This window comes from Campylobacter cuniculorum DSM 23162 = LMG 24588, from assembly GCF_002104335.1.
Classification (GTDB): Bacteria; Campylobacterota; Campylobacteria; order Campylobacterales; family Campylobacteraceae; genus Campylobacter_D; species Campylobacter_D cuniculorum.
On sequence record NZ_CP020867.1, the window covers coordinates 687,694 to 707,507 of the forward strand.

Consider the following 19,814-nt stretch of genomic DNA (forward strand, 5'->3'; position numbering starts at 1 on the left):
AAATCTTTTAATCCCTAACTACAAAAGCTCCCGCAAAAGCTCCACTTGCAGCAAAATCTCTTGCCTCCTCTTCACTTCTAAAACCGCTTAAAAACACACGGGTTAAGCCATCACTTGAACTTGTGCGAATTGTAGAAGAATAAGTCCTATAAGTTTTGTATTTAGCGGCTATACTTTTAGCACCTTCTGGGTTTTTAAAAGCTCCGATTTGCACCATAAAAATACCGCCCTCATAACTTTGTCCGTTGTTAAAAATTTCCCCGCTATTGCCGTAATTTACATTAGAATGAATGATATTGTGATCAGAATTTGAACTCCCAAAACCTACGACTTCAAGCCTTACCGGAGCTGTGCCTGTTTGAAGCATATCGATTTGAGATGCTGCACCTTTAGATAAATCAATGATACGATTTGCCACAAAAGGACCTCTGTCATTCACTCTAACCGTTACTTGGCGATTGTTGTTTAAATTTGTTACCTTTAAAATGGTATTCATAGGTAAAGTCTTATGGGCTGCACTTAAGCCATTTTGATTGTAAATTTCTCCATTAGAAGTCTTTTTCCCGTGAAAACCCGGTCCATACCAACTTGCAATCCCATCAGCAGTTTCTCCAACTGAAACAACGGTTGGATAATAGGTTTTTCCATTGATTGTGTAAGGCTTCATCGTGCCTTTTGTGCCTGAAGCACTTGGAGAGCTTTTAAAATCATTGCTTGGATAATACACTTGAGCATTTCTAGAATCATCAGAAAAAAAACTTGTAACCCCACAAGCACTTAAAAACAAAGCACAAAAATTAACGAGAAACAATTTGAGTGTAATGATTTTTAGACTTTGTATTTTTTGCATTTTTATCCTCCTTAATTGGTATGATGAGTTTTTGATTGATGCTAAGATGATTTTTCTTAATTTTGTTTAATTCCCTTAAATCTTCAATGCCAACATTATGAGTTTTAGCAATTTTATAGAGAGAATCACCAGCTTTAACCACATAAATTTTCGTCATCGGTATGCTTGTATCCACTTTTTTAAAATGAGTATTTTTAAAATTTTTTTCGAAAAATGCTGTTTTATTTAAAGGTATATACATATAATACCCATTTCCGGGCGGAGTAAAATTGTGTTTAAATTGTGGATTGTATTTTTTAAAGGTTTCTAAATCTATATTAGCACTTTGAGCTAAATCCTTCAAAGCAACTGATGAAGGAATATCAACTTTGACAAAATCATTGCTTAAAGCATAATTCATTAAAGAACCATCTTTTTGAAGCAAAAAGTCCTTATCATTAGCTAAAAAAGCAAGAATAAGAATTTTTCTGATAAAATTTCTTGTTTCTAAAGAGAGATATTTTTTATCTGAATCAAGTAAAATACTTAAATCATCGCTTCCTGCTTTACTGATAGCCTGCTTTAATTTACCATTTCCACAATTATAGGCTAAAAGGGCTAAATACCATTTGCCAAATTCATTTTTTAAGTTTTTAAGATAATTTGCTGCAGCATAAGTAGATTTAACCGGGTCGCGTCTTTCATCGACATAGGCATCGATTCTAAGCCCTAAATTTCGAGCTGTAGCTTGCATAAATTGCCAAACTCCTACAGCTTTAGCATTTGAAATGCTATGAGTTTTAAGTCCTGATTCTATCATCGCTAAATACAAAATTTCTTCAGGAACCTCTTCTTTAGCTAAAACCTTTCGTATCATAGGAGTTACTTTAGAAAAATTTTGTATAGAATTGACTAAAACACCAGAATGTTTAGATTCTAATTCTTCTCTAATTTGCACAAAAATCAAATCGCTCATAAAACTAGGGTCTATATCTAAATTCCTTAAAATTTGAGCCTGTTTTTCGTAGTATTCTGAAGTATAAGTTTGAGCAAATATCACATTGAAAGCAAGGATTAAAAAAAATAAAATTTTTTTCATTGACAACCTTTAAAAAATAATTTTTCAGAATTATTAAAACAGAGTTTTAAAAGTTCTTCAAGGGATAAATTAAGAAGCTCGCTCATCTTGTTTGCAACCATTTGAGTCAGTAAAGGATCATTTCTTCTGCCTCTAAAGGGTTCTGGGGTAAGATAGGGAGCATCTGTTTCTAATAAAAGTTTATCTTTTGGAATTTTAGGTAAAATTTCAACTAAATTTTTAGCATTTTTAAAGGTTAAAACTCCACCGATTCCAAAATAAAAGCCCTCATCAGCAAGCTTAAGCAAATGTTTGCTTGCATTAAAACAATGCAAAACGCCACCACAAAGATTTTTAGCATATTGTTTTAAAATTTCATAAGTGTCCTCATTTGCATCGCGAGTATGAATAATCACAGGTTTTTGGAATTCTTTAGCAAGTTCAAGCTGAAGAATAAAAAATTCTTTTTGCTGTTTTTTGAGTTCTGTATCCTCGCTTTTTAAACGATAATAATCAAGTCCGCACTCTCCCACAGCAACACATTTTTCATCTTTTAAATGTTCTTTTAAAAGTTCTTCATCAAAAACACAGGGCTCACAAGGGTGAATTCCAGCTGCATAAAAAACTTTTTCATAATTGTGTGCTATTTCTCTTGCACGAGCTAAATTTTTAATGTCCGCACCGGGTATGATGATTTTGTCTATGCCATTTTCAAAAGCGTGTAAAAGCATTTCATTTAAATCACCATAAAAACTTTCATCGTCTAAATGACAATGTGTATCGATAATCTTAAATGTATTTTGGAATTGAAGATTTAAGAACATACTTCAACTCTATTTTTACCATTAGCTTTAGCCTTAGAAAGAGCCGAAGAGGCTTTATCTGCTAAGTCTTTTAATTTATCTCCGGTTTTACCAAATACAACACCTATGGAGGCTGTAAAGAAAACCTCATCTAAATTAACTAAAATTCCGGTTTTTTTGATATTAACACGAATACGAGAAAAAATTTTAATGGCTTTTTCTTGTTGAATATTTTTAAGCACAATGCAGATTTTTTCAGGACTATAACGTCCGATTATATCGCGTCCTTTGGTTTCATTAACACTTTCTTTTGCACAAATTTTAATTACTTCATCGCCCGCATTGTATCCATATTCATCGTTGATTGTTTTTAATTCATCAACATCCAAAAATGCAAAAGCGAATTCTTCCTCTGTTTCTTTTGTAGCAAGTTCATTTAAATAATCCTCAATATCTGCAACCACTGCGTTGTAATTTTTAACACCCGATACAGGATCAATGGTATTATAAGAATTAAGAAATTTCATATTATCCATATAGGCTAAACATCTGTCTAAATAATGATTAAATAATTCTTTATATAAAGGTTTAATCAAATAAATATTTAAGCCGTTTTTAAGTAAATTTGTAACCAAAAAATCATCTTTATCGCCCAAGAGTATCACACCAAGCTCATCATAACTATACTTAGCTCTCACTTCAGCCAAAAGACCCCCTCCGTCGAGTACAGGCATTTGTGCATCTGCTATGATAAGTTTTGTATCAGGATTATCTTGAAAATAATTCAATGCTTCCTCTCCGTGTGCAGCAGCCATCACATCAAAAAGCCTTTGAGTGAGATATTTTTTAACTTGATTTCTTTCAGGCATTTTGCTCATCGCTAAAATCACTTTAGTCTTCGCATAACGTTTAAGTTTGGTGATAGAATCTAAAATTTCATCGATACAAGTTTCACTCTCTTTAAAAATATAATCAAGCACATCTTTTTCCATAAATTTTTCTCTGGTTTCTTTATTATTATTTGCAGTAAGGATAATCGTAGGAATCTTTTTTTCTGCCATAAAATCAACCACTTCACCTTGAGGTGCATCGGGCAAAGCAAGATCTACAAAACTTAAAAAATACTCATTTTTTACAAGCTCTTTAGCTTCAGCAAAACTTGAAGCAACATCGACTTCATAGTTAGAAAATTCATTCTCAATTTTTTTAGCCAAAAGCTTACATAACATCTTATTATCATCAACAAATAAAATCTTTCTAGTCATCATAAATCACCTAAAATAAAAATTTTGGGCTATTTTAACATAATTAAATCTATAATTAGCTTAATTCTTGAGTAAAGTTTTAGCAAATTCTAAGGCTTCTTCACTGACAAGCTCTCCGCTGACCATTCTTGCAAGTTCTTTAATGCGCTCTTCTTTTTCTAAATTTCTTACTCTGCTTTGTTCTTTTGTTTTTTCGACTAAAAAATGATTGTGTGCTTTAGAAGAGAGTTGTGGCAAATGAGAGATAGCAAAAATTTGGTAAAAATTTGAAAGCTCATTTAAAACTTTTGCAATACTCATCGCTTCTTTTCCACTCAAATTTGCATCAATTTCATCAAGAAAAATTATACCTTTTCCTGCGTTTAAAACCTTACATTCTGTCGCAATCAAAGCAAGTCTTAAGCGATTAAGCTCACCCGAACTTAGATTTTTTAAATGCGTATTTTCAATGCTTAATTTTAACTCATCTTTACCAAATGCTGAAATTTTCTCATTTTGTTCTAATTCAAGCTTGACATCTTTCATGTAAAGATTTTTCAAATAATCATTGAGTAAATTCTGTAAATTCTGTAAATTTTTTATCCGTGTTTGGGTTAAAATTTCAGCTTTTTGTTCTAAATTTTGCTCTAAATTTTGCACTTTTTTTTCAAGATTTTTTTTCTCAAAACTCAAATTTTCATAATGTTGTAATTCTTTTTTCTTTTGCTCTAAAACCTCTAAAGACTTTTCTATGCTCTCATAACGTTTAATAAGATAGGATAGATTTTCGATTCTATCAAGCATTTTTTCAATATCCATTTCAATTGTGTCAAATTTTTGATTTTGAGCAATGATTCTTAACTCATTAATGCATTCTGAAAAAAAACTCGAATCCACTTCACTCAAATTTAAAGCGTTTATAACCGCACTTTCAAGTTCAAAAATCGCCTCCGCTTTACTCCAAGCTTGTTCTAATTTATCTTTTTTTGAAAGCTTTTTTTTAAGATTTAAAAGCTCTTCGTATTCACCGATTTTAGGATTGATTGATGCAATCTTTTCAATTTGAGAATTCGCAAGTTCTTTTAATTCTTCTATTTTTTTTTCTTCTTCTAAAATCTTTTTTAATGCATCAAAGGCTTGATTAAATTCTTGAAAATTCTTTTGAAATTCTGTTTTAAATTCCTTAAAATTAGGATTTTTTTGAAGTTCTAAAGTATCGAGGAGCGTTAAAAATTTTTCATTGCTGAATTCATTGTTTTCTTTAGAACCCAGATATTTGATGAAACTCTTACTTAAAATTTGCAAACTTTTTTTACTGATACTCTGATTATTGATAAAATATTTTGTATTTTTTTCCTTGAGAAGCTTAAAAATATTTTCATCTTCGCTTTCTATGCCAAAGCTTTCTAAATCCAGCTTGTCATCAAGTTCTATTTCAACAAATTTTGCTTCGCTTTCACTCAAAGCAAAGGCAGATAAAATCGCCTTAAAAAGTATGGATTTTCCCGCACCGCTTAATCCTGTAAAAACCACAAGACCGGGCTTGATATAAAGCTCACTCTGTTTAAAACCTAAATTTTCTTTGATTAAAATTCTATGAATCATTTAATTTCCCCAACCTAGTTTTTCTTTTAAAATTTGAAAATAATCTCTATTTTTAGGGTGGATTAAAGCCACACTTTTATCACTTAAAGCCACTTTTACACTTTTAAAATCATTCATATTAAAATTTTCTTGTCCATCTATGCAAAAAATACACTCGCTCGCTCTGACTTCAAGCTCAAAACCTCGCGGTAAAACAATGGGTCTTTGAGTCAAAGAATGCGAACAAACCGGAGTTAAAATAAAAACTTCAGCTAAGGTATAAACAATAGGACCATTTGCACTCAAATTATAAGCCGTAGAACCTGCAGGAGAAGAAATAATGAGCCCATCCCCAAAGTATTGATTGAACATTTTATCATTGCGATACACTTCTATATGAGCCATTGATTGAGAATGTTTTCTGTAAAAAACCACATCATTAAAAGCATTTTTATAAATGATTTTATCTTCTTGTGTCTCTAGCATAAGATCAAGCATAAAAGGTTTTTCAATTCTAAATTTTCCGCAGAAAAATTCATCAAAAAATTGTTTTGCACCTTCAACCTTAAAATCAGTTAAAAAACCAAGTCTTCCTGCATTAATACCCAAAAGTGCTTTATCATATTCATAAGCTTTTCGACAAAGTGAGATTAAAGTTCCATCTCCTCCTAAAGAAATCAAAAAATCACTCTGTTTAAAAAGTTCGTCCAAATCATAACTTTTAAGTTTTAATGCTTTAGAGCTTTGTTTTAAGAGCAAAAGTTCTATACCTCTTTGCTCTAAACTTTGTTTTATCTCTAAAATTTCTGCATCGAAATTTGAATTTGGTTTTGTTACAAGCCCGATTTTTCGTATATTTTTATAGTCTAATTTATTTTGCATAAAAAATTATAGCAAATCTTAGCTAAGTAAAAGAATAAAAAAGTTACAATTTGAGTTAAAAATATTTTTCTAACAAAGGAAAAGCATTGAGGAGTCATTATAATACAGACTTAAATCTTAGCAATGTTGGGCAAATTGTGAAACTTTGTGGTTGGGTCAATAGCTACCGCGACCACGGAGGTGTCATTTTTATTGATTTAAGAGATAGAAGTGGGATTATCCAGCTTGTATGCGACCCACAAGATAATGAAAAAGCCCATGAAAAAGCTTCTAAAATAAGAAATGAATTTGTTTTGATTGTTGAGGGTAAAATTCGTCCGCGTGGAGAAGAACTTGTTAATTCTAAGTTAAAAACCGGAGAAATCGAAGTCGTTGTTTCAAATTTAATCATAGAAAATGAAAGTGCAGTGCCCCCTTTTATAATAGGCGATGAAAGTGTTAATGAAGAATTGCGTTTAAAATATCGTTTTTTGGATTTAAGAAATCCTAAGCTTTATGAAAATTTTGCCTTGCGTTCTAAAGTCTGTATGGCAGCAAGAACTTCTCTTGTTAATATGGGTTTTTTAGAAGTAGAAACGCCCATTCTTACAAAGGCAACTCCTGAAGGAGCAAGGGATTATCTCGTGCCTTCTCGTGTGCATAGAGGTGAATTTTACGCTCTTCCGCAAAGTCCTCAACTCTTTAAACAACTCTTAATGTGTGCGGGTTTTGAACGTTATTTTCAAATCGCAAAATGCTTTAGAGATGAAGATTTAAGAGCTGATAGACAACCTGAATTCACACAAATTGATGTTGAAATGAGTTTTTGTGAGCAAAAAGATGTGATTGAAGTGGCTGAAATTTTTTTAAGGGATATTTTTAAAGCCTGCGGCAAAGAAATCAATACGCCTTTGCGTCAAATGTCTTATAAGGAAGCAATGGAGCATTATGGTTGTGATAAGCCTGATTTGAGATTTGATTTAAAACTCATTGATGTGATAGATATTTTTGCAAGAAGTAATAATGAAATTTTTGCAAATATTGCTAAAGATACAAAGAAAAATCGCATCAAGGCTTTAAAAGTCCCAAAAGGGGATACAATTTTTTCAAAAAGGCAAATGCAAAGATTTGAAGAATTTGTGCGTAAATTTGGAGCACAAGGCCTGGCTTTCATTCAAGTTAAAGAGGAGGGACTTAAGGGTCCTCTTTGTAAATTCTTTACTCAAGAGGATTTGGATGAGCTTAGCAAAAGATGTGCTTTAGAAGTTGGTGATGTGGTATTTTTTGGTGCGGGGTCTAAAAAAATTGTACTTGATTATATGGGACGCTTTAGAATTTTCTTAGCTCAAGAGCTTAAACTCATTAATCCTGATGCGTTAGAATTTGTGTGGATTGTTGATTTTCCGATGTTTGAGGAAAATGAAGAGGGAACTCATTCAGCCATGCACCATCCTTTTACTATGCCAAAAAATATTGATGAAAAAGAGATAGAGGATATTAGCTCTATAGCCTATGATATTGTGTTAAATGGTGTAGAATTAGGAGGTGGAAGTATAAGAATTCATAAACATGAAATTCAACAAAAAGTGTTTAAGCTTTTAAATATTGATGAAAATGAACAAAAAGAAAAGTTTGACTTCTTGCTTGATGCTTTGAGTTTTGGAGCACCGCCACACGGAGGGATTGCAATAGGGCTTGACAGGCTTATTATGTTGCTAAGTAAAGCAAATAGCATAAGAGAAGTGATAGCCTTTCCAAAAACTCAAAAAGCACAATGTCTGATGACTCAAGCACCTTCAGCACCAAGCAGTGAAGCCTTAAGAGAGCTTGGAATTAAATTAAGGGAGAATTAAAATGAAACAATTGTTTTTAATTATAGGTGCTCCGGGTAGTGGAAAGACTACGGATGCAAGTTTGATTGCAAAGTCGGATGAAAATATTTCCCATTATTCAACCGGAGATTTGCTCAGAGAAGAAGTTGCAAGCGGAACTGAGCTCGGACAAAGAATTGATAGTTTTATTTCTAAGGGAAAATTAGTGCCCATAGATATAGTCATTCATGCTATTATTTCAGCTCTTAAAAGTGCTAAGACAAAAATCATAATCATCGATGGCTATCCAAGAAGTGTGGAACAGATGGTAGAATTTGACAAGATTCTTAAACATCAAAGCGAAGTTACACTTAAAGGAGTGTTTGAAGTACGTGTGAGCGAAGAGGTAGCAAAAGAAAGAATTTTAGGTAGAGCCAGAGGGGCCGATGATAATGAAGAGGTGTTTTACAATAGAATGAAAGTCTATCTTGAACCTTTAAGTGAAATTTTGGATTTTTATCAAAAAAAAGAACTTCATTTTGTGATCAATGGTGAAAGAGCGATTGAACCTATAGTAGAAGATATGAAAAATCTTATCAAAGAAATTGAAAATCAATGAAAGATAAAAAATTAATGAAAAAAGTATCATTACCAATATTAAAATGCTGGAAGTTTTGAAACAGAAACTAAACTAATAATGGGATGGTTTGGTGGAGATTTTAAAAGCACTCTTGATAATAGTGCTAAAGAAATAGTCAATCTCATTAAAAAATATTATATAAAAAAGGAGAAATGATGGATGTATCAAAGATAAAAATCGGAGAAATTCCAAATAAAATTAACGCAGTGATTGAAATTCCTTATGGTTCAAATGTTAAATACGAGCTGGATAAAGAAAGTGGTGCAGTTTTTGTTAATCGTATCGTTGCAAGTGCAATGTTTTATCCAGCAAATTATGGTTTTATCCCTAATACTTTGGGACAAGATGGTGATCCTATAGATATTTTAGTTTTAACTGAATATCCTGTTGAACCTAAATCTGTATTTCCTTGCCGTTTGATTGGGGTTTTGATAATGGAAGATGAGAGTGGAATAGATGAAAAACTTTTAGCTGTGCCACATACTAAGATTGACGCAAGATATGATAATATAAAAAGTTACACCGATTTACCGCAAGCGACTTTGAATAAAATTAAAAATTTCTTTGAAACTTATAAGATGTTAGAGCCAGATAAATGGGTTAAAGTGCAAGATTTTAAAGACCAAAACGCTGCAATAGAAATTTTAGAAAAAGGTATTAAAAACTATAAGTAACTCAAATTAAACGATGAAAGTCTTTGCTTTTCATCGTTTATAATTTATACTTTCTATCCTAAGCTTTCTTGGTTTTATTTTAAAGAATAATGCTCTTTAGTTTTTATTAAGGATTATAAAAGAGAAAAAATAATTCTTTAACAAACAATCTTAATGAAATTTTAAAATGTTTATAAAACATGCTGTTTTTTTATCTCTCTTTTTATATTTTTCATCTCTTTATTATATAAGTTTTAATTATTTCTTTAAATTATAAATTCTTAAGTTAAAGAAAAGTTATTAAAAATTGGCTCTGTTAAAATATATTATTAATTATATATTACTTCCTAAGCCCGGTTCCATTTTTAATTACAGTTGCTATATATAATGCTTGTTCTGATTTACCATGTTGTGGCATACGTTTTATTGTAGAGTTTTTAATAAAATTTTGCTTTGTTATGTAACCCATTATATGAATATTAAACAAATTACTATCAGTTTGCTCTACATAAACCCTAGCATAAAAATCATATATATTTTAATTCAATTTCTTGTAAGGTAATCAAATTAGTATTAAATTGTATTCGGTTATTACTTATGCAATAGTTAAGATATTGTTGCCAATTATTTATTTCAATACTGCTAGGCACTTTTCTATAAAATTTTTGGATATGCTAAAAAGTCATCATTTAAAATAGCTCCATAATCCACTATGCTATTTTTCTTATGTCTGTCAGTAATCCTTGTGGATTTTATCTCCATTGTAAATATTCTAGCATTTTTTAAAAGTTCCTTTGTGTTTTCGTTTATTGCTCCATTTGGATTATTTGTAGCATCTAAATTTATAGCACTTATTACTGATTGTAGATTAGTGTTTTGCTTTTTAAATACTATGCAATCTAGTGGAGCGTGTTTTTTTAGTTATTGACTCTAAAATCATCGTAATCTAAAATAGCATAATCAGAATACCTAACTATATGTTCTTTTAATGCATACTCCGCAATTTTACCTATTGTGGTATCTTTTATTATATCGGCTATGATTCCCAAGTATTTTGTGTATGTGCTGCAATTATTTTGATTTGTTCTAGTAACTCACTGGGGCAAGAAACATTTTTATACAAGATAATATCTTGTGAAGTTATCTTTTAACTCCTTATGTTAAATATTAGCAATAAAACTATCAATTCTATCAATAGCTTGTGTATAGTAGCTTTTATCTAATTCGCATCCTATTACTTGCCTATTGTTTTTAATGGCAGAAATAATTTCGCTACCACTTCCTGCAAAAGGTATAAAAACTAAATCGTTCTCATTTGAGTGGGCTTTTATTAGTCTATCACATAACTTTTGAGCCTTTACTGTGGGGTGAAAACAACGTTCAATGCTTGACTGACTAGCCTCTGTTATATCACACCATACATTAGAAACTCTTTTATGAGTATTTGTTCTAGGTTTGCCATTTGCACCTAAATCTTTTCTTGTAGATTTTTCATCAGTATAAGGGATATTAAACGTGTAGTTTTAACTTTTTGTAAGAAATAAAAAATCCTCTCTTGCTGACATGTAGTTTGTTTTTGCTCCTATACCACGAGTATTAAGCTGCGTAACCCAGTTTTTAATGTTAAAAAATTTTTCATCCTCTATCATTATTGCAAGTCTAGCAGATGTTAATGGTTTATGTCCTACGCCACCCCATAAAATAAGAGTTCCACTATCCTTTAACACTCTTTTTGCTTCAAGTAACCATATTTTAGACCAAGCAAGATACTCTTTAACATCTTTAAATTTACCAAAATCAAACTCTCCACATATCTCAAAGTATGGTGGGTCTGCTATTATTAAATCAATGCTATTACTTTTTAGATGATTTTTCATAAAGCTGATAGCATCTATATTATAAAATGAGTAGTTTTTATTACTATCTAATTTTAATACTCTACTCATTTTTTATCTTTTATGCAACCAATAACGGCACAGCAGATCTATTTGCTATATCAATGATTTACTTATGCAATTAGTATTAATTATGTGATTTAGTAGTATCCGCTCTTTATTTTGTATTGTTTCTTTCGCAAAATTTATGAAATTATAGTAAACAAGATAGTTATTAAGATACTTTGTAGCAACGCCTTTAAAGTTATAGGTTATCATCGTTTTTAATCTGCTTGGTAGCTGTTGATAGATTAAAAAATTTAATATTTTTGATTTTCATAAAGGAGATTTAGCACAGGCTTGGGAGAAATGTGCTAAAGCCTTGTTTGATTTTGTGGAGGAGAAAGAAAAATTCTATAAGGATTTTGAAAGGAACGAGGAGAAATTCATTGATTATTGTTTTGATATTAAGGAGGAGAATTTGCGGGAAAAATAAAATCTTTGATTTAAGGAGTTAAAACGCAAAACATAACTTAATCAATGGTATAAAAATGGTTATAAATGATTTAAAGGATTGTTAATCATATTTTTAATAGAATTGATTAATGTTTTTAAAATAATAAAGAAAGGATTAAAAATGAGTGTTTTAAAAAATCATTTCAAAGATATGAGTGTGGAGAAAAAGACAAAGGGCAGGACTAAAAAAACGCAAGGAAAAAGAGACAAGGTTTATTCTTTTTATTGCACAGAAGAAGAGCTTAAAGAACTTAATGCTAAGGCTGAACAAAGGCATTTGAGTCTGTCAGAATATTTTAGAATGAAAATTTTTGATTAGGATTTAGGTGATGTTTTGTGAAAAGAATATATAATATAAAAGGGTAAAAATTTTATGAGTAAAAAAGATGAATTAAAAATTAATGGTTGAATTGTATAAAGCTTTATTAATAAGTTTTCTTACAGCTTTATTTGGTGTTTTAGGCTATACATTCATTCATTATGAGGATTTTACGACGACAAAAATTATTATAGTGTCTAGCGTTGCGGCTTTACTTTTTATTTTTATTATTGTGCTGTTAATTTTTTTCTTAAAATTAACAAAGAAAATTGCTAAGGAGGATTAAATGGTTGCTTTAATTATCACAACAATATGCTTTTTAGGAGCTTGTTTGGCTGTTATCATTACACTTGCTAAAATTCAAAAGGATTTGTAAAAAAGGAGGAATAAAATGACAGAGAAAAAAGTAAGAGAAATCTTAGAAAAAGTCCTTAAAGAAAAGGAAGAAAAACAAGAAATCATTCAAAGAGGAATGACTCCGCCAACACATAATGTAATGGTGTTACTTCAAAAACTGCAGATTTTACAGAGGATTTAAAAGATGAAATAACAAAGCAAGGGCTTCTTAGGGTATCTTTTTTTATTATGCTTATTCTTTTTTTGCTTTGTGAAATATATTTTGCTATCAAAATTTTGCAGTCATGCGGGTTGTTTTTATTTCTTCCCTTTAGATTATAAAATTTCTTAAATTTTTTAATGATATTTATGAAATTTTTAAGATAGTTTGGTTAGAATTATCTTGTTTGACTTCCTAAGTGTAAAACTTGGCTGAAGAATGGCTTACTTTTAGTTAAGTAACCTCCCCGACTTAGAGCGGGGGTATTTATTTTATAATATTCTCTTTTATTTTCTTTTTTATGATTTCAAAATTGTCTTTACTCACAATAAGTGTTTTTGAGTTTTTCAAAAAGCTCTCTATCAATAGAGGAATTATTTAAAACAATTGACAATAAATTATCTTTTATTTCATAATCAAATTCTTCTTTTATTTTTATCCATAAAATTTCACAAATTTTAGCTCTCCTGCTTCTTTTATATTATTTAAAGCCTCTTCATAAGTATTGCCCTGTAAACACAGCCCTCAAGCTCTAAAATACAAGCAAAATATCCATGTTTATCTTTTTCAATAATAACATTTAACAACATTTAAGTCCTTTTTTTCTAAAGCCTTTAAAGCCCATTGTATATCTTCCTCGCTAGGTTCTATAATGTCTTTAAATAATTCCTCCGCTTCATCTATCATAGCTTTAAATTCTTTAAAGGCCTCTTCGCTATTTTCATCATAGAGTTTTAAAAAATCAGCCACATCTTTACTGATACCCTTATGCAAATTCTCATCATCTAATATTTCATTATCAGAAGATAAATCATGGACTTGTCTTTTTTCTTTCATCACTTTTTGAGAGATTTCTCTTGCTCTCTCCTCTGTCATTTCATTTTTTCTTTTAATGAACCTTTTATTGATATTGAAGGAAACAAATCAGCAAAACTATTTGAATGGGAAAATGATAAGGGTATTAGATTAGAGTAGCAACTGATAAAATCAAAGGGGAGGGTCTCATCCCGCCACTATCCCCCTTTGATGAAATCATTATAACATTTTACTCTGATAGAAATCTTAAGGAAAGAATGGAATTTAAAAATCCTTTAGTTAAAGAATATTACAAAACAAAAGATGTAAATTCTACACAAGAAAATAATCAAACACATCAAACAAAAAATTCAAACAAATATAAATTTGAAAGGATAATCAAATGAATTTATCTCTATTAACCTTAGGGGGATTAGCTCTAATGGGAACTTATTTTGGATACAAAAAGAAAGATTCAAGTGCAAGTCTTTCAAATTGTTTTTTAGATAAAATTGCTCAACCTTTATACAATCTTTTTGTAGAATATCATTCTAATTCTTTATTTCAAATCGATTATATCAAAGAGGATTATATTATATGCAATACTCCTTATGAAAAATTATATGGCATAGAACTTGTTTCAAATGAAAACATAGAAAAACATATACATAACGAAACAATCAAAGAACTCATTAGAGATTCTAAGGACAATGAAAATGGATTTTTTTATTATGTGATTTTAATATGTGTGTTTAAAATGCTTTCTTTACCAAGTTCATAAGCAAAGACCGCAGGAAAAGTTTTTGTGTTATCAAATCCTAAATAAGTAAAAACTCCATCATCATAGGCAAAATTAGGTGTAATGTCTTCACTGCCTTTATTGACTTTCATATAAAAATCCCAATTTCTAGGTATTGAAACTCTGTTAAGAGAAGTATCTAACTTATCTTCTTCAATTTGTTTTTGAAGTTCTGCTTGAAGTTTTTGTATGTTTTCTAACTCTTTTTGTGGATAAGTAAAAGAGAGCTTATAAATTTTCTGTTTTGAATTTAAAGTGAGTTCAAAAACATACATATTAAGATTAGTTGTTACAATGAGGTTTGTTTTCCATTGATTTGGCGTTGGATCAACAATAATTTCACTGATAGCATTTTGTTCTTCTGGATTTTCATTTTGAATATATTTTGTGGTGTAAGCCTTTGGTTTAATGAATAAAAGATTGCCTCTATCAATAAGCTCCCATCCCTCATTAAATCCTGTTGAAACATTAACCACTCTTTCATCTTTACCAAATTCTATGACCGTAACATAGCCATTTTCGGCAGAAATTTTGAAAACATCATGGGCGTTAAAAACCGCATAAGTGATTTTCTTATCATATCTACTTGTTTGTGGTATTTGCAATCCGTAAGAAACTCCAAATAAACAAAATAACATTATTAATCTTTTAAGATTTTTCATCTTTTTATCTCCTCATCGACTCTATAATTTAAAACTTTGAATCCTAGAGGATTCTCTAAACGATTTTTTTCATCTGTCTGTGAAAGTTGATATTCATAAGAAAGTGTAATGACTTTTGTTGAAATTCTTTCTTCTTGTGAGTTTTTATTAATTGTTCTTAAGTTAGTTCTAATGGTAGCTGTTTTTACTCCATTTGAGTTCCCTAAAACAATACTTAAAATACCCACTTCAACCCTCGTAGAATTTCCTAATTTGGCTTCTCTAGAGTTTTCTCCTGAATAAATTGCTCGGTAATTTTCCGCAACTTCTGGGCTTGAGAGTAATTGCACGAAAATATAATCTTGATTCAACATATCAAAATAATACCCCTCCCTAGCTTTAACATATTGACTAATGAAATGTTTGTCTAAAGCTTCATTTTGAGTAATTTCCTTTTCATCCATAATTGTTAGAATATCTACCATTCCTGTGGTGTTATCAACACGAATCACATAAGGCTCTACTGTTTTTAAGGGAGTGAGTAAAAGCACAGCCAAAATACTTAAAAATGCCAAAGCTATACTTATAAAAGCAATCAACCATGCCCTTTTATTACTTTGTTCAACAAGAAATTTGACACTTGCTTCAAAATCCATACCTTGTTTATAGACATTCATTCTTTTTCCTCTATATTTTTTTGTGAATTAACAGGTATCCATTCGCCTTTATCACTGAAAAACTCATCATAATTGTTATTTTTCTTTGTAGAGCAAGCACTAATAAGAATTGCTATTAAAATCATCTGAATCATCTTCATTATTATTTCCTTTTTGAAAATTAGTTGGATTAAAATTATCGAGTTCTGAACAATTAATAAAAATTTCATATTCTCTAAGCTCTTTTTTTAATGTTGCATTTTCCAATTCTAAGTTGCACAATTTTGTTCTAAGTTCTGTAATTTCTTTATCTTGAGCAGAATCAAGCTTATATAATATGAAATCTTCAAGTTCCTTAATAATGCACTTCAATGCCGAAATTTTAACGATAATTTGATTTTTAGAATCCATTTTTTCTCCTTAAATTTTTATGCGAATTATTGTTTATTTCTTGCTGAAGAAAAAAGGCTTTTAACGACTTTTTTAGCTCCATAACCCGCTAATCCAGCTAAGCCTCCTTTAGCACCCGCTTTTAAAAATCCGCCACTTTTTGCACCGATAGAAGCCTTAAGTGCATTATTTGTTACCCCTTTAGTTCCTCCCCAAGCTAATTTACTTGATGAACCTATCATTCCCATCGCACGTCCCATACCTGAAGACGCCGCACTATCAAGAGAAACTTGAGCTAAATTTGAAGCTAAAGTTTTAATGACTTGAATGATAGTAATCATCACTGAAGACCAGAACATGCATTTAACAATGATAATAAATTCATTTTCCCCTTCTCCAAAATTATAAATCTTAGAATAATTTTCTATAAAGAAGTCTGTAATTGTCCCCATAAATAAAAGCAAAAAGATGTTTGAAATAAACATATTAAGCCATTGATTAAAAGCTTGTCTTGTCGCTTCATACATAAAACAAAATAAGGCTAAAGGTAAAGAAATAATCAATAAAGTGTTTGTGATAGAAGCATTAATAATCATAAAAGCAAAAGGAATGATGACGGCTAAAAAAGAGAGAAATAAGAAAAAGATGACAAAAACACAAAAAACAATTTTGAAAGATAAACCTGAAACACTATTCCAATATTTTGAAACCGCTTTTATAAACTCATCTGTTAAAGTGTCAAGCTGTGTATAAAATTCCATTCCTCCACCCGCCCATTCATAGAGTCCTTTTAAAGCGTCAATACTTAAATTGAGCCAACCATTGACATTTAAAATAAAAGTTAAAATAAACATTTTTCTTGCAATATCCCAAATAATATCCCTAATGGGGTCTTGATTTCTTCCTGCTATAGTTTGATAGCCCTTATACATAATGCTTAAAACTAATAAAAGACTCATTAAGCTTTGAAGTTGTATAAATTTTTCATTTAAAGAGGCATTTGAAATTATATTTAAGGCATATTCAATAAATTCACCTATTTGTTGAAATATCTGCATTATTGACCCTTTTGTATAGGTATAGGCACATATTCAAAATTATTAATTCTTTGAGAGTGCATTTGTTCTAATTGTTCTTCTTTTTCCCTTCTTTTAAGTTCAAAAATTTTATTATCTGCTTCAATACTTGCTTGAATCATCTGTATCTTTAAACTTTCAGAAGCAAGGGCGTTAGCAATGTCTTGTGATTCTTTAATATCTTTTGAATTTCTAAGTTTTGTGTCAAGTTCTGCAATTGTTTTACTGACTTCATTTAAATTTTTTTGATGGTCTTGTATTGATTGCTCCTGTGCTACATAGGTTATCATATCCACCATGCAAGCTGTTTTTATTTGGGTGCTTTCTATTTTTTCACATCTATCAAATAGAGTATATTTTTTATAGGTTTCTCCAATTTTATCTGTAATAAAGGATTGTGGGTCTTCTAAGACTTTATTGTTAAAATCCTGTATGTTTTCATAGGCTCGACCAAAATCATTATAAATTTGTCTAAAATCTCTTAAATTCTAAATTCAATGTAAAACGAGTTTTAATATTTCAATATTAAATAACAAATTTTTCAATCTTAATTTTTATAATTTGCAGAAAAACTTTAAGCTTTCTTATCTTACATTAACGCAAATCATAGTAAAATTATCTCCGATTTTAAAAAACGGGGAAATTTAAAATGTTGAAAGATGTTTTGCCTCTATCTTTTATCGTTGGAACAAGATTTTTTGGACTTTTTATTGTGTTGCCGGTTTTAAGTCTTTATGCTTTAGAATTAAAAAATGCAAATGAATTTTTAGTAGGACTTTTAGTCGGCGTTTATGCTTTAGCTCAAATGGTTTTGCAAATTCCTTTTGGAATTTTAAGCGATAAAATGGGGCGCAAAAAAACTATGCTCATAGGATTGATTATTTTCATAATAGGCTGTGGAATTTGTTCTTTTGCTCAAGACATTTATACCATGCTTTTGGGTCGTATTTTACAAGGCAGTGGTGCAATAGGAGCTGTGGCTACTGCAATGATTAGCGATTTTATCCGCGAAGAAAATCGCTCTAAGGCTATGGCGATAATGGGTTCTTTCATAGGACTTTCCTTTGCGGCTTCTATGGTTATTTCTCCTTTAATGAGTGCAAAATGGGGACTATCGAGTCTTTTTGATTTGAGTGCGATTTTAAGCTTATTTTGCATCATTTTACTCTATACTATTGTCCCTAAAGAAACTCAAATCACACACGAAAATACCAAAACTCCTTTATTTCATCTTTTAAAACAAAAAAATTTAGCCCTAATGAATTTAACTAATTTTATGCAAAAAATGCTTATGAGTATAGCTTTTTTAAGCATACCCATTATTTTGGTTTCTCATTTTAATTATTCTAATGATAAGCTTTGGATTGTTTATACCCTTTCTATGATTGCAGGTTTTATTGCAATGGGTTTTGCAGGAAGTTTAGGAGAAAAAAGGGGTTTGGCAAAACAGATTTTACTTTGCGGGGTGGGATTTTTTATCTTATCTTACGCGATTTTTGTTTTGGCTCATTCTCTTGATATTTTTATTTTAGCGGTTGTGATATTTTTTATCGGTTTTAATTTGCATGAACCCATTATGCAAAGCTGTGCATCAAAATTTTGCAAGGTGAATGAAAAAGGGGCTGCACTTGGAATTTTCAATGCTTTTGGTTATGGAGGAAGCTTCTTAGGAGGTATGATTGGGGGTTTTTTTTTGCATCTTGATAAATTAGAGCTTTTAGCCTGTATTTTAATCATTTTAAGTTTATTATGGCTTATTGCTCTTTTTTTCCTTAAAAATCCTTTTGATTTTAAGAATTTCTATTTATCTTTAGACACTCCTATTAATTTGAATGATTTTGCTCAAAATTTAGGTGTCATTGATATTTATAAAAACTCGAAAAACTTAGTGATTAAATTTGATAGCAAACTCACTAATAAAGAAGAATTAGAAAATAAATTGCAAAAAATTAAGTGATTTTTGGTATCAATGATAGTTCATCATCTGCTTATAGTTCTATACTTTCTAAGAGTAAAGACTCAAAAGAGAATAATCAAGTCAAATTTGTTCATGCTATGATAAAAGATAATGTTACAAAATTAAGTGGAATCTAAACTCAAAATTCTTTCACTCTAGCAAAGAATGAAACACTCAATTCAAATCCTTTAGATAATCCTTTACAAGATTCTATTTATATAGTAGAAAACGTTAGAATAAATAAAGAATTATTTATATCGAATTTATATTTATAATTGCGAACCCTTTGATAAAAATGTCCCGGGTGCTGCTTATAGAAAAAACAATAAATCCAAAAAATCTTAAGCAAAATAATTTATAAATTTAGAGTCTAACTCTTAAATCATTTTAATAATAGCCGGTAGGATTTTATATCTGCTATAAAATACACCCAAAAATAAAGTGTTATTGTGCTTAAATCTTATAAGAGTCCCAGAAGTATAGGTTAAAAAGCTTTACTAGAGCATATCAATATTCTTCATATATTTATCAGTAAAAAATAAATACTTTTTTTATCTTATTAAACATTTTTAATTAAATTTAATTAAAAATTTTGACGAGTTAAAATTTTTTGTTTTAAATTCTTTGTTTTTTTAATCATTAAAATATTAAGCCTTGTTTTTACAAGGTAAATACTCTTAAGACTCTTGTTAAAATTGTGTTAATTTATTTAAAAAATATCATTATTTATTA

20 protein-coding genes and 4 pseudogenes are annotated in these 19,814 nt (G+C 30.0%); 9 read left to right on the forward strand and 15 right to left on the reverse strand.

The window, feature by feature from the left end; all coding sequences use genetic code 11:
* Positions 1-7: 7 nt before the first annotated feature.
* From CCUN_RS03490 to CCUN_RS03515, 6 genes are read right to left on the reverse strand one after another with little or no spacing between them, the layout of a single operon-like run.
* Positions 8-850, reverse strand: coding sequence for a septal ring lytic transglycosylase RlpA family protein (locus tag CCUN_RS03490; protein ID WP_027306229.1), 843 nt, complete (start codon positions 848-850; stop codon positions 8-10).
* Positions 798-1,928: a lytic transglycosylase domain-containing protein gene (locus CCUN_RS03495; RefSeq protein WP_027306228.1), complete on the reverse strand. Its 1,131-nt coding sequence runs from the start codon at positions 1,926-1,928 to the stop codon at positions 798-800. Before CCUN_RS03495 ends, CCUN_RS03490 begins: the two co-directional genes overlap by 53 nt.
* On the reverse strand, positions 1,925-2,731 hold the full coding sequence (locus CCUN_RS03500; RefSeq protein ID WP_027306227.1) for a TatD family hydrolase: 807 nt from the start codon (positions 2,729-2,731) through the stop codon (positions 1,925-1,927). The genes CCUN_RS03495 and CCUN_RS03500 overlap by 4 nt, the downstream gene beginning before the upstream one ends.
* Positions 2,722-3,975 (reverse strand): bile resistance response regulator CbrR, encoded by a 1,254-nt coding sequence (gene cbrR, locus CCUN_RS03505; RefSeq protein WP_027306226.1) that lies wholly within the window; start codon positions 3,973-3,975, stop codon positions 2,722-2,724. The genes CCUN_RS03500 and cbrR overlap by 10 nt, the downstream gene beginning before the upstream one ends.
* 60 nt (positions 3,976-4,035) lie before the next feature.
* Complete coding sequence (locus tag CCUN_RS03510) at positions 4,036-5,559, reverse strand: DNA repair protein RecN (protein WP_027306225.1); 1,524 nt, start codon at positions 5,557-5,559, stop codon at positions 4,036-4,038.
* On the reverse strand, positions 5,560-6,420 hold the full coding sequence (locus CCUN_RS03515) for an NAD(+) kinase (RefSeq protein WP_027306224.1): 861 nt from the start codon (positions 6,418-6,420) through the stop codon (positions 5,560-5,562).
* A gap of 86 nt (positions 6,421-6,506) precedes the next feature.
* Between CCUN_RS03515 and aspS the strand changes: the two genes are divergently transcribed.
* The 3 genes from aspS (at position 6,507) to ppa (ending at position 9,524) form a co-directional block, all read left to right on the forward strand.
* Positions 6,507-8,252 (forward strand): aspartate--tRNA ligase, encoded by a 1,746-nt coding sequence (gene aspS, locus CCUN_RS03520; RefSeq protein WP_027306223.1) that lies wholly within the window; start codon positions 6,507-6,509, stop codon positions 8,250-8,252.
* 1 nt (position 8,253) lies between these two features.
* A complete protein-coding gene (locus tag CCUN_RS03525; RefSeq protein WP_027306222.1) occupies positions 8,254-8,829 on the forward strand; it encodes an adenylate kinase in 576 nt (191 codons plus the stop codon).
* A 176-nt stretch (positions 8,830-9,005) separates the two neighbouring features.
* On the forward strand, positions 9,006-9,524 hold the full coding sequence (gene ppa / locus CCUN_RS03530; RefSeq protein WP_027306221.1) for an inorganic diphosphatase: 519 nt from the start codon (positions 9,006-9,008) through the stop codon (positions 9,522-9,524).
* Between the two features lie 1,139 nt (positions 9,525-10,663).
* Here the strand turns inward: ppa and CCUN_RS10035 are convergent.
* Both CCUN_RS10035 and CCUN_RS03545 read right to left on the reverse strand, forming a co-directional pair.
* A pseudogene (locus tag CCUN_RS10035) lies at positions 10,664-11,449 on the reverse strand (DNA-methyltransferase).
* Between the two features lie 10 nt (positions 11,450-11,459).
* Positions 11,460-11,674 (reverse strand): annotated as a pseudogene (locus CCUN_RS03545) (IS1595 family transposase); the annotation flags it as partial.
* Between the two features lie 340 nt (positions 11,675-12,014).
* Here CCUN_RS03545 and CCUN_RS03550 point away from each other — a divergent pair.
* The 3 genes from CCUN_RS03550 (at position 12,015) to CCUN_RS09745 (ending at position 12,750) form a co-directional block, all read left to right on the forward strand.
* Positions 12,015-12,212 carry a plasmid mobilization protein gene (locus tag CCUN_RS03550; RefSeq protein WP_035175854.1) on the forward strand — a complete coding sequence of 66 codons (198 nt, stop codon included), beginning with the start codon at positions 12,015-12,017 and terminating at the stop codon, positions 12,210-12,212.
* An 82-nt stretch (positions 12,213-12,294) separates the two neighbouring features.
* Positions 12,295-12,498, forward strand: a complete 204-nt coding sequence (locus CCUN_RS03555; RefSeq protein ID WP_027306219.1) for a hypothetical protein — start codon at positions 12,295-12,297, stop codon at positions 12,496-12,498.
* A 105-nt stretch (positions 12,499-12,603) separates the two neighbouring features.
* Complete coding sequence (locus CCUN_RS09745; RefSeq protein ID WP_157258369.1) at positions 12,604-12,750, forward strand: hypothetical protein; 147 nt, start codon at positions 12,604-12,606, stop codon at positions 12,748-12,750.
* Between the two features lie 477 nt (positions 12,751-13,227).
* Here CCUN_RS09745 and CCUN_RS03560 read toward each other — a convergent pair.
* Both CCUN_RS03560 and CCUN_RS03565 read right to left on the reverse strand, forming a co-directional pair.
* Positions 13,228-13,358 (reverse strand): annotated as a pseudogene (locus CCUN_RS03560) (type II toxin-antitoxin system HicB family antitoxin); the annotation flags it as partial.
* Positions 13,336-13,644: a hypothetical protein gene (locus tag CCUN_RS03565; RefSeq protein WP_027306218.1), complete on the reverse strand. Its 309-nt coding sequence runs from the start codon at positions 13,642-13,644 to the stop codon at positions 13,336-13,338. The gene CCUN_RS03565 and the pseudogene CCUN_RS03560, both read right to left, overlap by 23 nt.
* Before the next feature lie 322 nt (positions 13,645-13,966).
* On the opposite strand from CCUN_RS03565, the gene CCUN_RS03570 reads away from it, so the two are divergent.
* Positions 13,967-14,344, forward strand: a complete 378-nt coding sequence (locus CCUN_RS03570; protein WP_027306217.1) for a hypothetical protein — start codon at positions 13,967-13,969, stop codon at positions 14,342-14,344.
* Here CCUN_RS03570 and CCUN_RS03575 read toward each other — a convergent pair.
* The 5 genes and pseudogenes from CCUN_RS03575 to CCUN_RS03595 form a co-directional block, all read right to left on the reverse strand.
* Positions 14,302-15,024: pseudogene (locus CCUN_RS03575) on the reverse strand (TrbG/VirB9 family P-type conjugative transfer protein); the annotation flags it as partial. The gene CCUN_RS03570 and the pseudogene CCUN_RS03575 overlap by 43 nt on opposite strands.
* On the reverse strand, positions 15,021-15,680 hold the full coding sequence (locus CCUN_RS03580) for a VirB8 family type IV secretion system protein (RefSeq protein ID WP_027306216.1): 660 nt from the start codon (positions 15,678-15,680) through the stop codon (positions 15,021-15,023). The pseudogene CCUN_RS03575 and the gene CCUN_RS03580, both read right to left, overlap by 4 nt.
* A 99-nt stretch (positions 15,681-15,779) precedes the next feature.
* Positions 15,780-16,070, reverse strand: coding sequence for a hypothetical protein (locus tag CCUN_RS09750; protein WP_027306215.1), 291 nt, complete (start codon positions 16,068-16,070; stop codon positions 15,780-15,782).
* 26 nt (positions 16,071-16,096) lie between these two features.
* A complete protein-coding gene (locus tag CCUN_RS03590; RefSeq protein WP_027306214.1) occupies positions 16,097-17,107 on the reverse strand; it encodes a TrbL/VirB6 family protein in 1,011 nt (336 codons plus the stop codon).
* Complete coding sequence (locus CCUN_RS03595; protein ID WP_084483709.1) at positions 17,107-17,592, reverse strand: type IV secretion system protein; 486 nt, start codon at positions 17,590-17,592, stop codon at positions 17,107-17,109. The genes CCUN_RS03590 and CCUN_RS03595 overlap by 1 nt, the downstream gene beginning before the upstream one ends.
* Positions 17,593-17,774: 182 nt before the next feature.
* On the opposite strand from CCUN_RS03595, the gene CCUN_RS03600 reads away from it, so the two are divergent.
* Positions 17,775-19,082, forward strand: coding sequence for an MFS transporter (locus CCUN_RS03600; protein ID WP_027306212.1), 1,308 nt, complete (start codon positions 17,775-17,777; stop codon positions 19,080-19,082).
* Positions 19,079-19,219 carry a hypothetical protein gene (locus tag CCUN_RS09755; RefSeq protein ID WP_157258366.1) on the forward strand — a complete coding sequence of 47 codons (141 nt, stop codon included), beginning with the start codon at positions 19,079-19,081 and terminating at the stop codon, positions 19,217-19,219. The genes CCUN_RS03600 and CCUN_RS09755 overlap by 4 nt, the downstream gene beginning before the upstream one ends.
* The last annotated feature ends 595 nt before the right edge of the window (positions 19,220-19,814 follow it).

Excerpts from the sequence above, each read along its gene's own strand:
- CCUN_RS03490 (WP_027306229.1), bottom strand. The coding sequence starts at position 850 with ATGCAAAAAATACAAAGTCTAAAAATCATTACACTCAAATTGTTTCTC.
- CCUN_RS03495 (WP_027306228.1), bottom strand. The coding sequence starts at position 1,928 with ATGAAAAAAATTTTATTTTTTTTAATCCTTGCTTTCAATGTGATATTT.
- CCUN_RS03500 (WP_027306227.1), bottom strand. The coding sequence starts at position 2,731 with ATGTTCTTAAATCTTCAATTCCAAAATACATTTAAGATTATCGATACA.
- cbrR (WP_027306226.1), bottom strand. The coding sequence starts at position 3,975 with ATGACTAGAAAGATTTTATTTGTTGATGATAATAAGATGTTATGTAAG.
- CCUN_RS03510 (WP_027306225.1), bottom strand. The coding sequence starts at position 5,559 with ATGATTCATAGAATTTTAATCAAAGAAAATTTAGGTTTTAAACAGAGT.
- CCUN_RS03515 (WP_027306224.1), bottom strand. The coding sequence starts at position 6,420 with ATGCAAAATAAATTAGACTATAAAAATATACGAAAAATCGGGCTTGTA.
- CCUN_RS03525 (WP_027306222.1), top strand. The coding sequence starts at position 8,254 with ATGAAACAATTGTTTTTAATTATAGGTGCTCCGGGTAGTGGAAAGACT.
- ppa (WP_027306221.1), top strand. The coding sequence starts at position 9,006 with ATGGATGTATCAAAGATAAAAATCGGAGAAATTCCAAATAAAATTAAC.
- CCUN_RS03550 (WP_035175854.1), top strand. The coding sequence starts at position 12,015 with ATGAGTGTTTTAAAAAATCATTTCAAAGATATGAGTGTGGAGAAAAAG.
- CCUN_RS03555 (WP_027306219.1), top strand. The coding sequence starts at position 12,295 with ATGGTTGAATTGTATAAAGCTTTATTAATAAGTTTTCTTACAGCTTTA.
- CCUN_RS09745 (WP_157258369.1), top strand. The coding sequence starts at position 12,604 with ATGACAGAGAAAAAAGTAAGAGAAATCTTAGAAAAAGTCCTTAAAGAA.
- CCUN_RS03565 (WP_027306218.1), bottom strand. The coding sequence starts at position 13,644 with ATGACAGAGGAGAGAGCAAGAGAAATCTCTCAAAAAGTGATGAAAGAA.
- CCUN_RS03570 (WP_027306217.1), top strand. The coding sequence starts at position 13,967 with ATGAATTTATCTCTATTAACCTTAGGGGGATTAGCTCTAATGGGAACT.
- CCUN_RS03580 (WP_027306216.1), bottom strand. The coding sequence starts at position 15,680 with ATGAATGTCTATAAACAAGGTATGGATTTTGAAGCAAGTGTCAAATTT.
- CCUN_RS09750 (WP_027306215.1), bottom strand. The coding sequence starts at position 16,070 with ATGGATTCTAAAAATCAAATTATCGTTAAAATTTCGGCATTGAAGTGC.
- CCUN_RS03590 (WP_027306214.1), bottom strand. The coding sequence starts at position 17,107 with ATGCAGATATTTCAACAAATAGGTGAATTTATTGAATATGCCTTAAAT.
- CCUN_RS03600 (WP_027306212.1), top strand. The coding sequence starts at position 17,775 with ATGTTGAAAGATGTTTTGCCTCTATCTTTTATCGTTGGAACAAGATTT.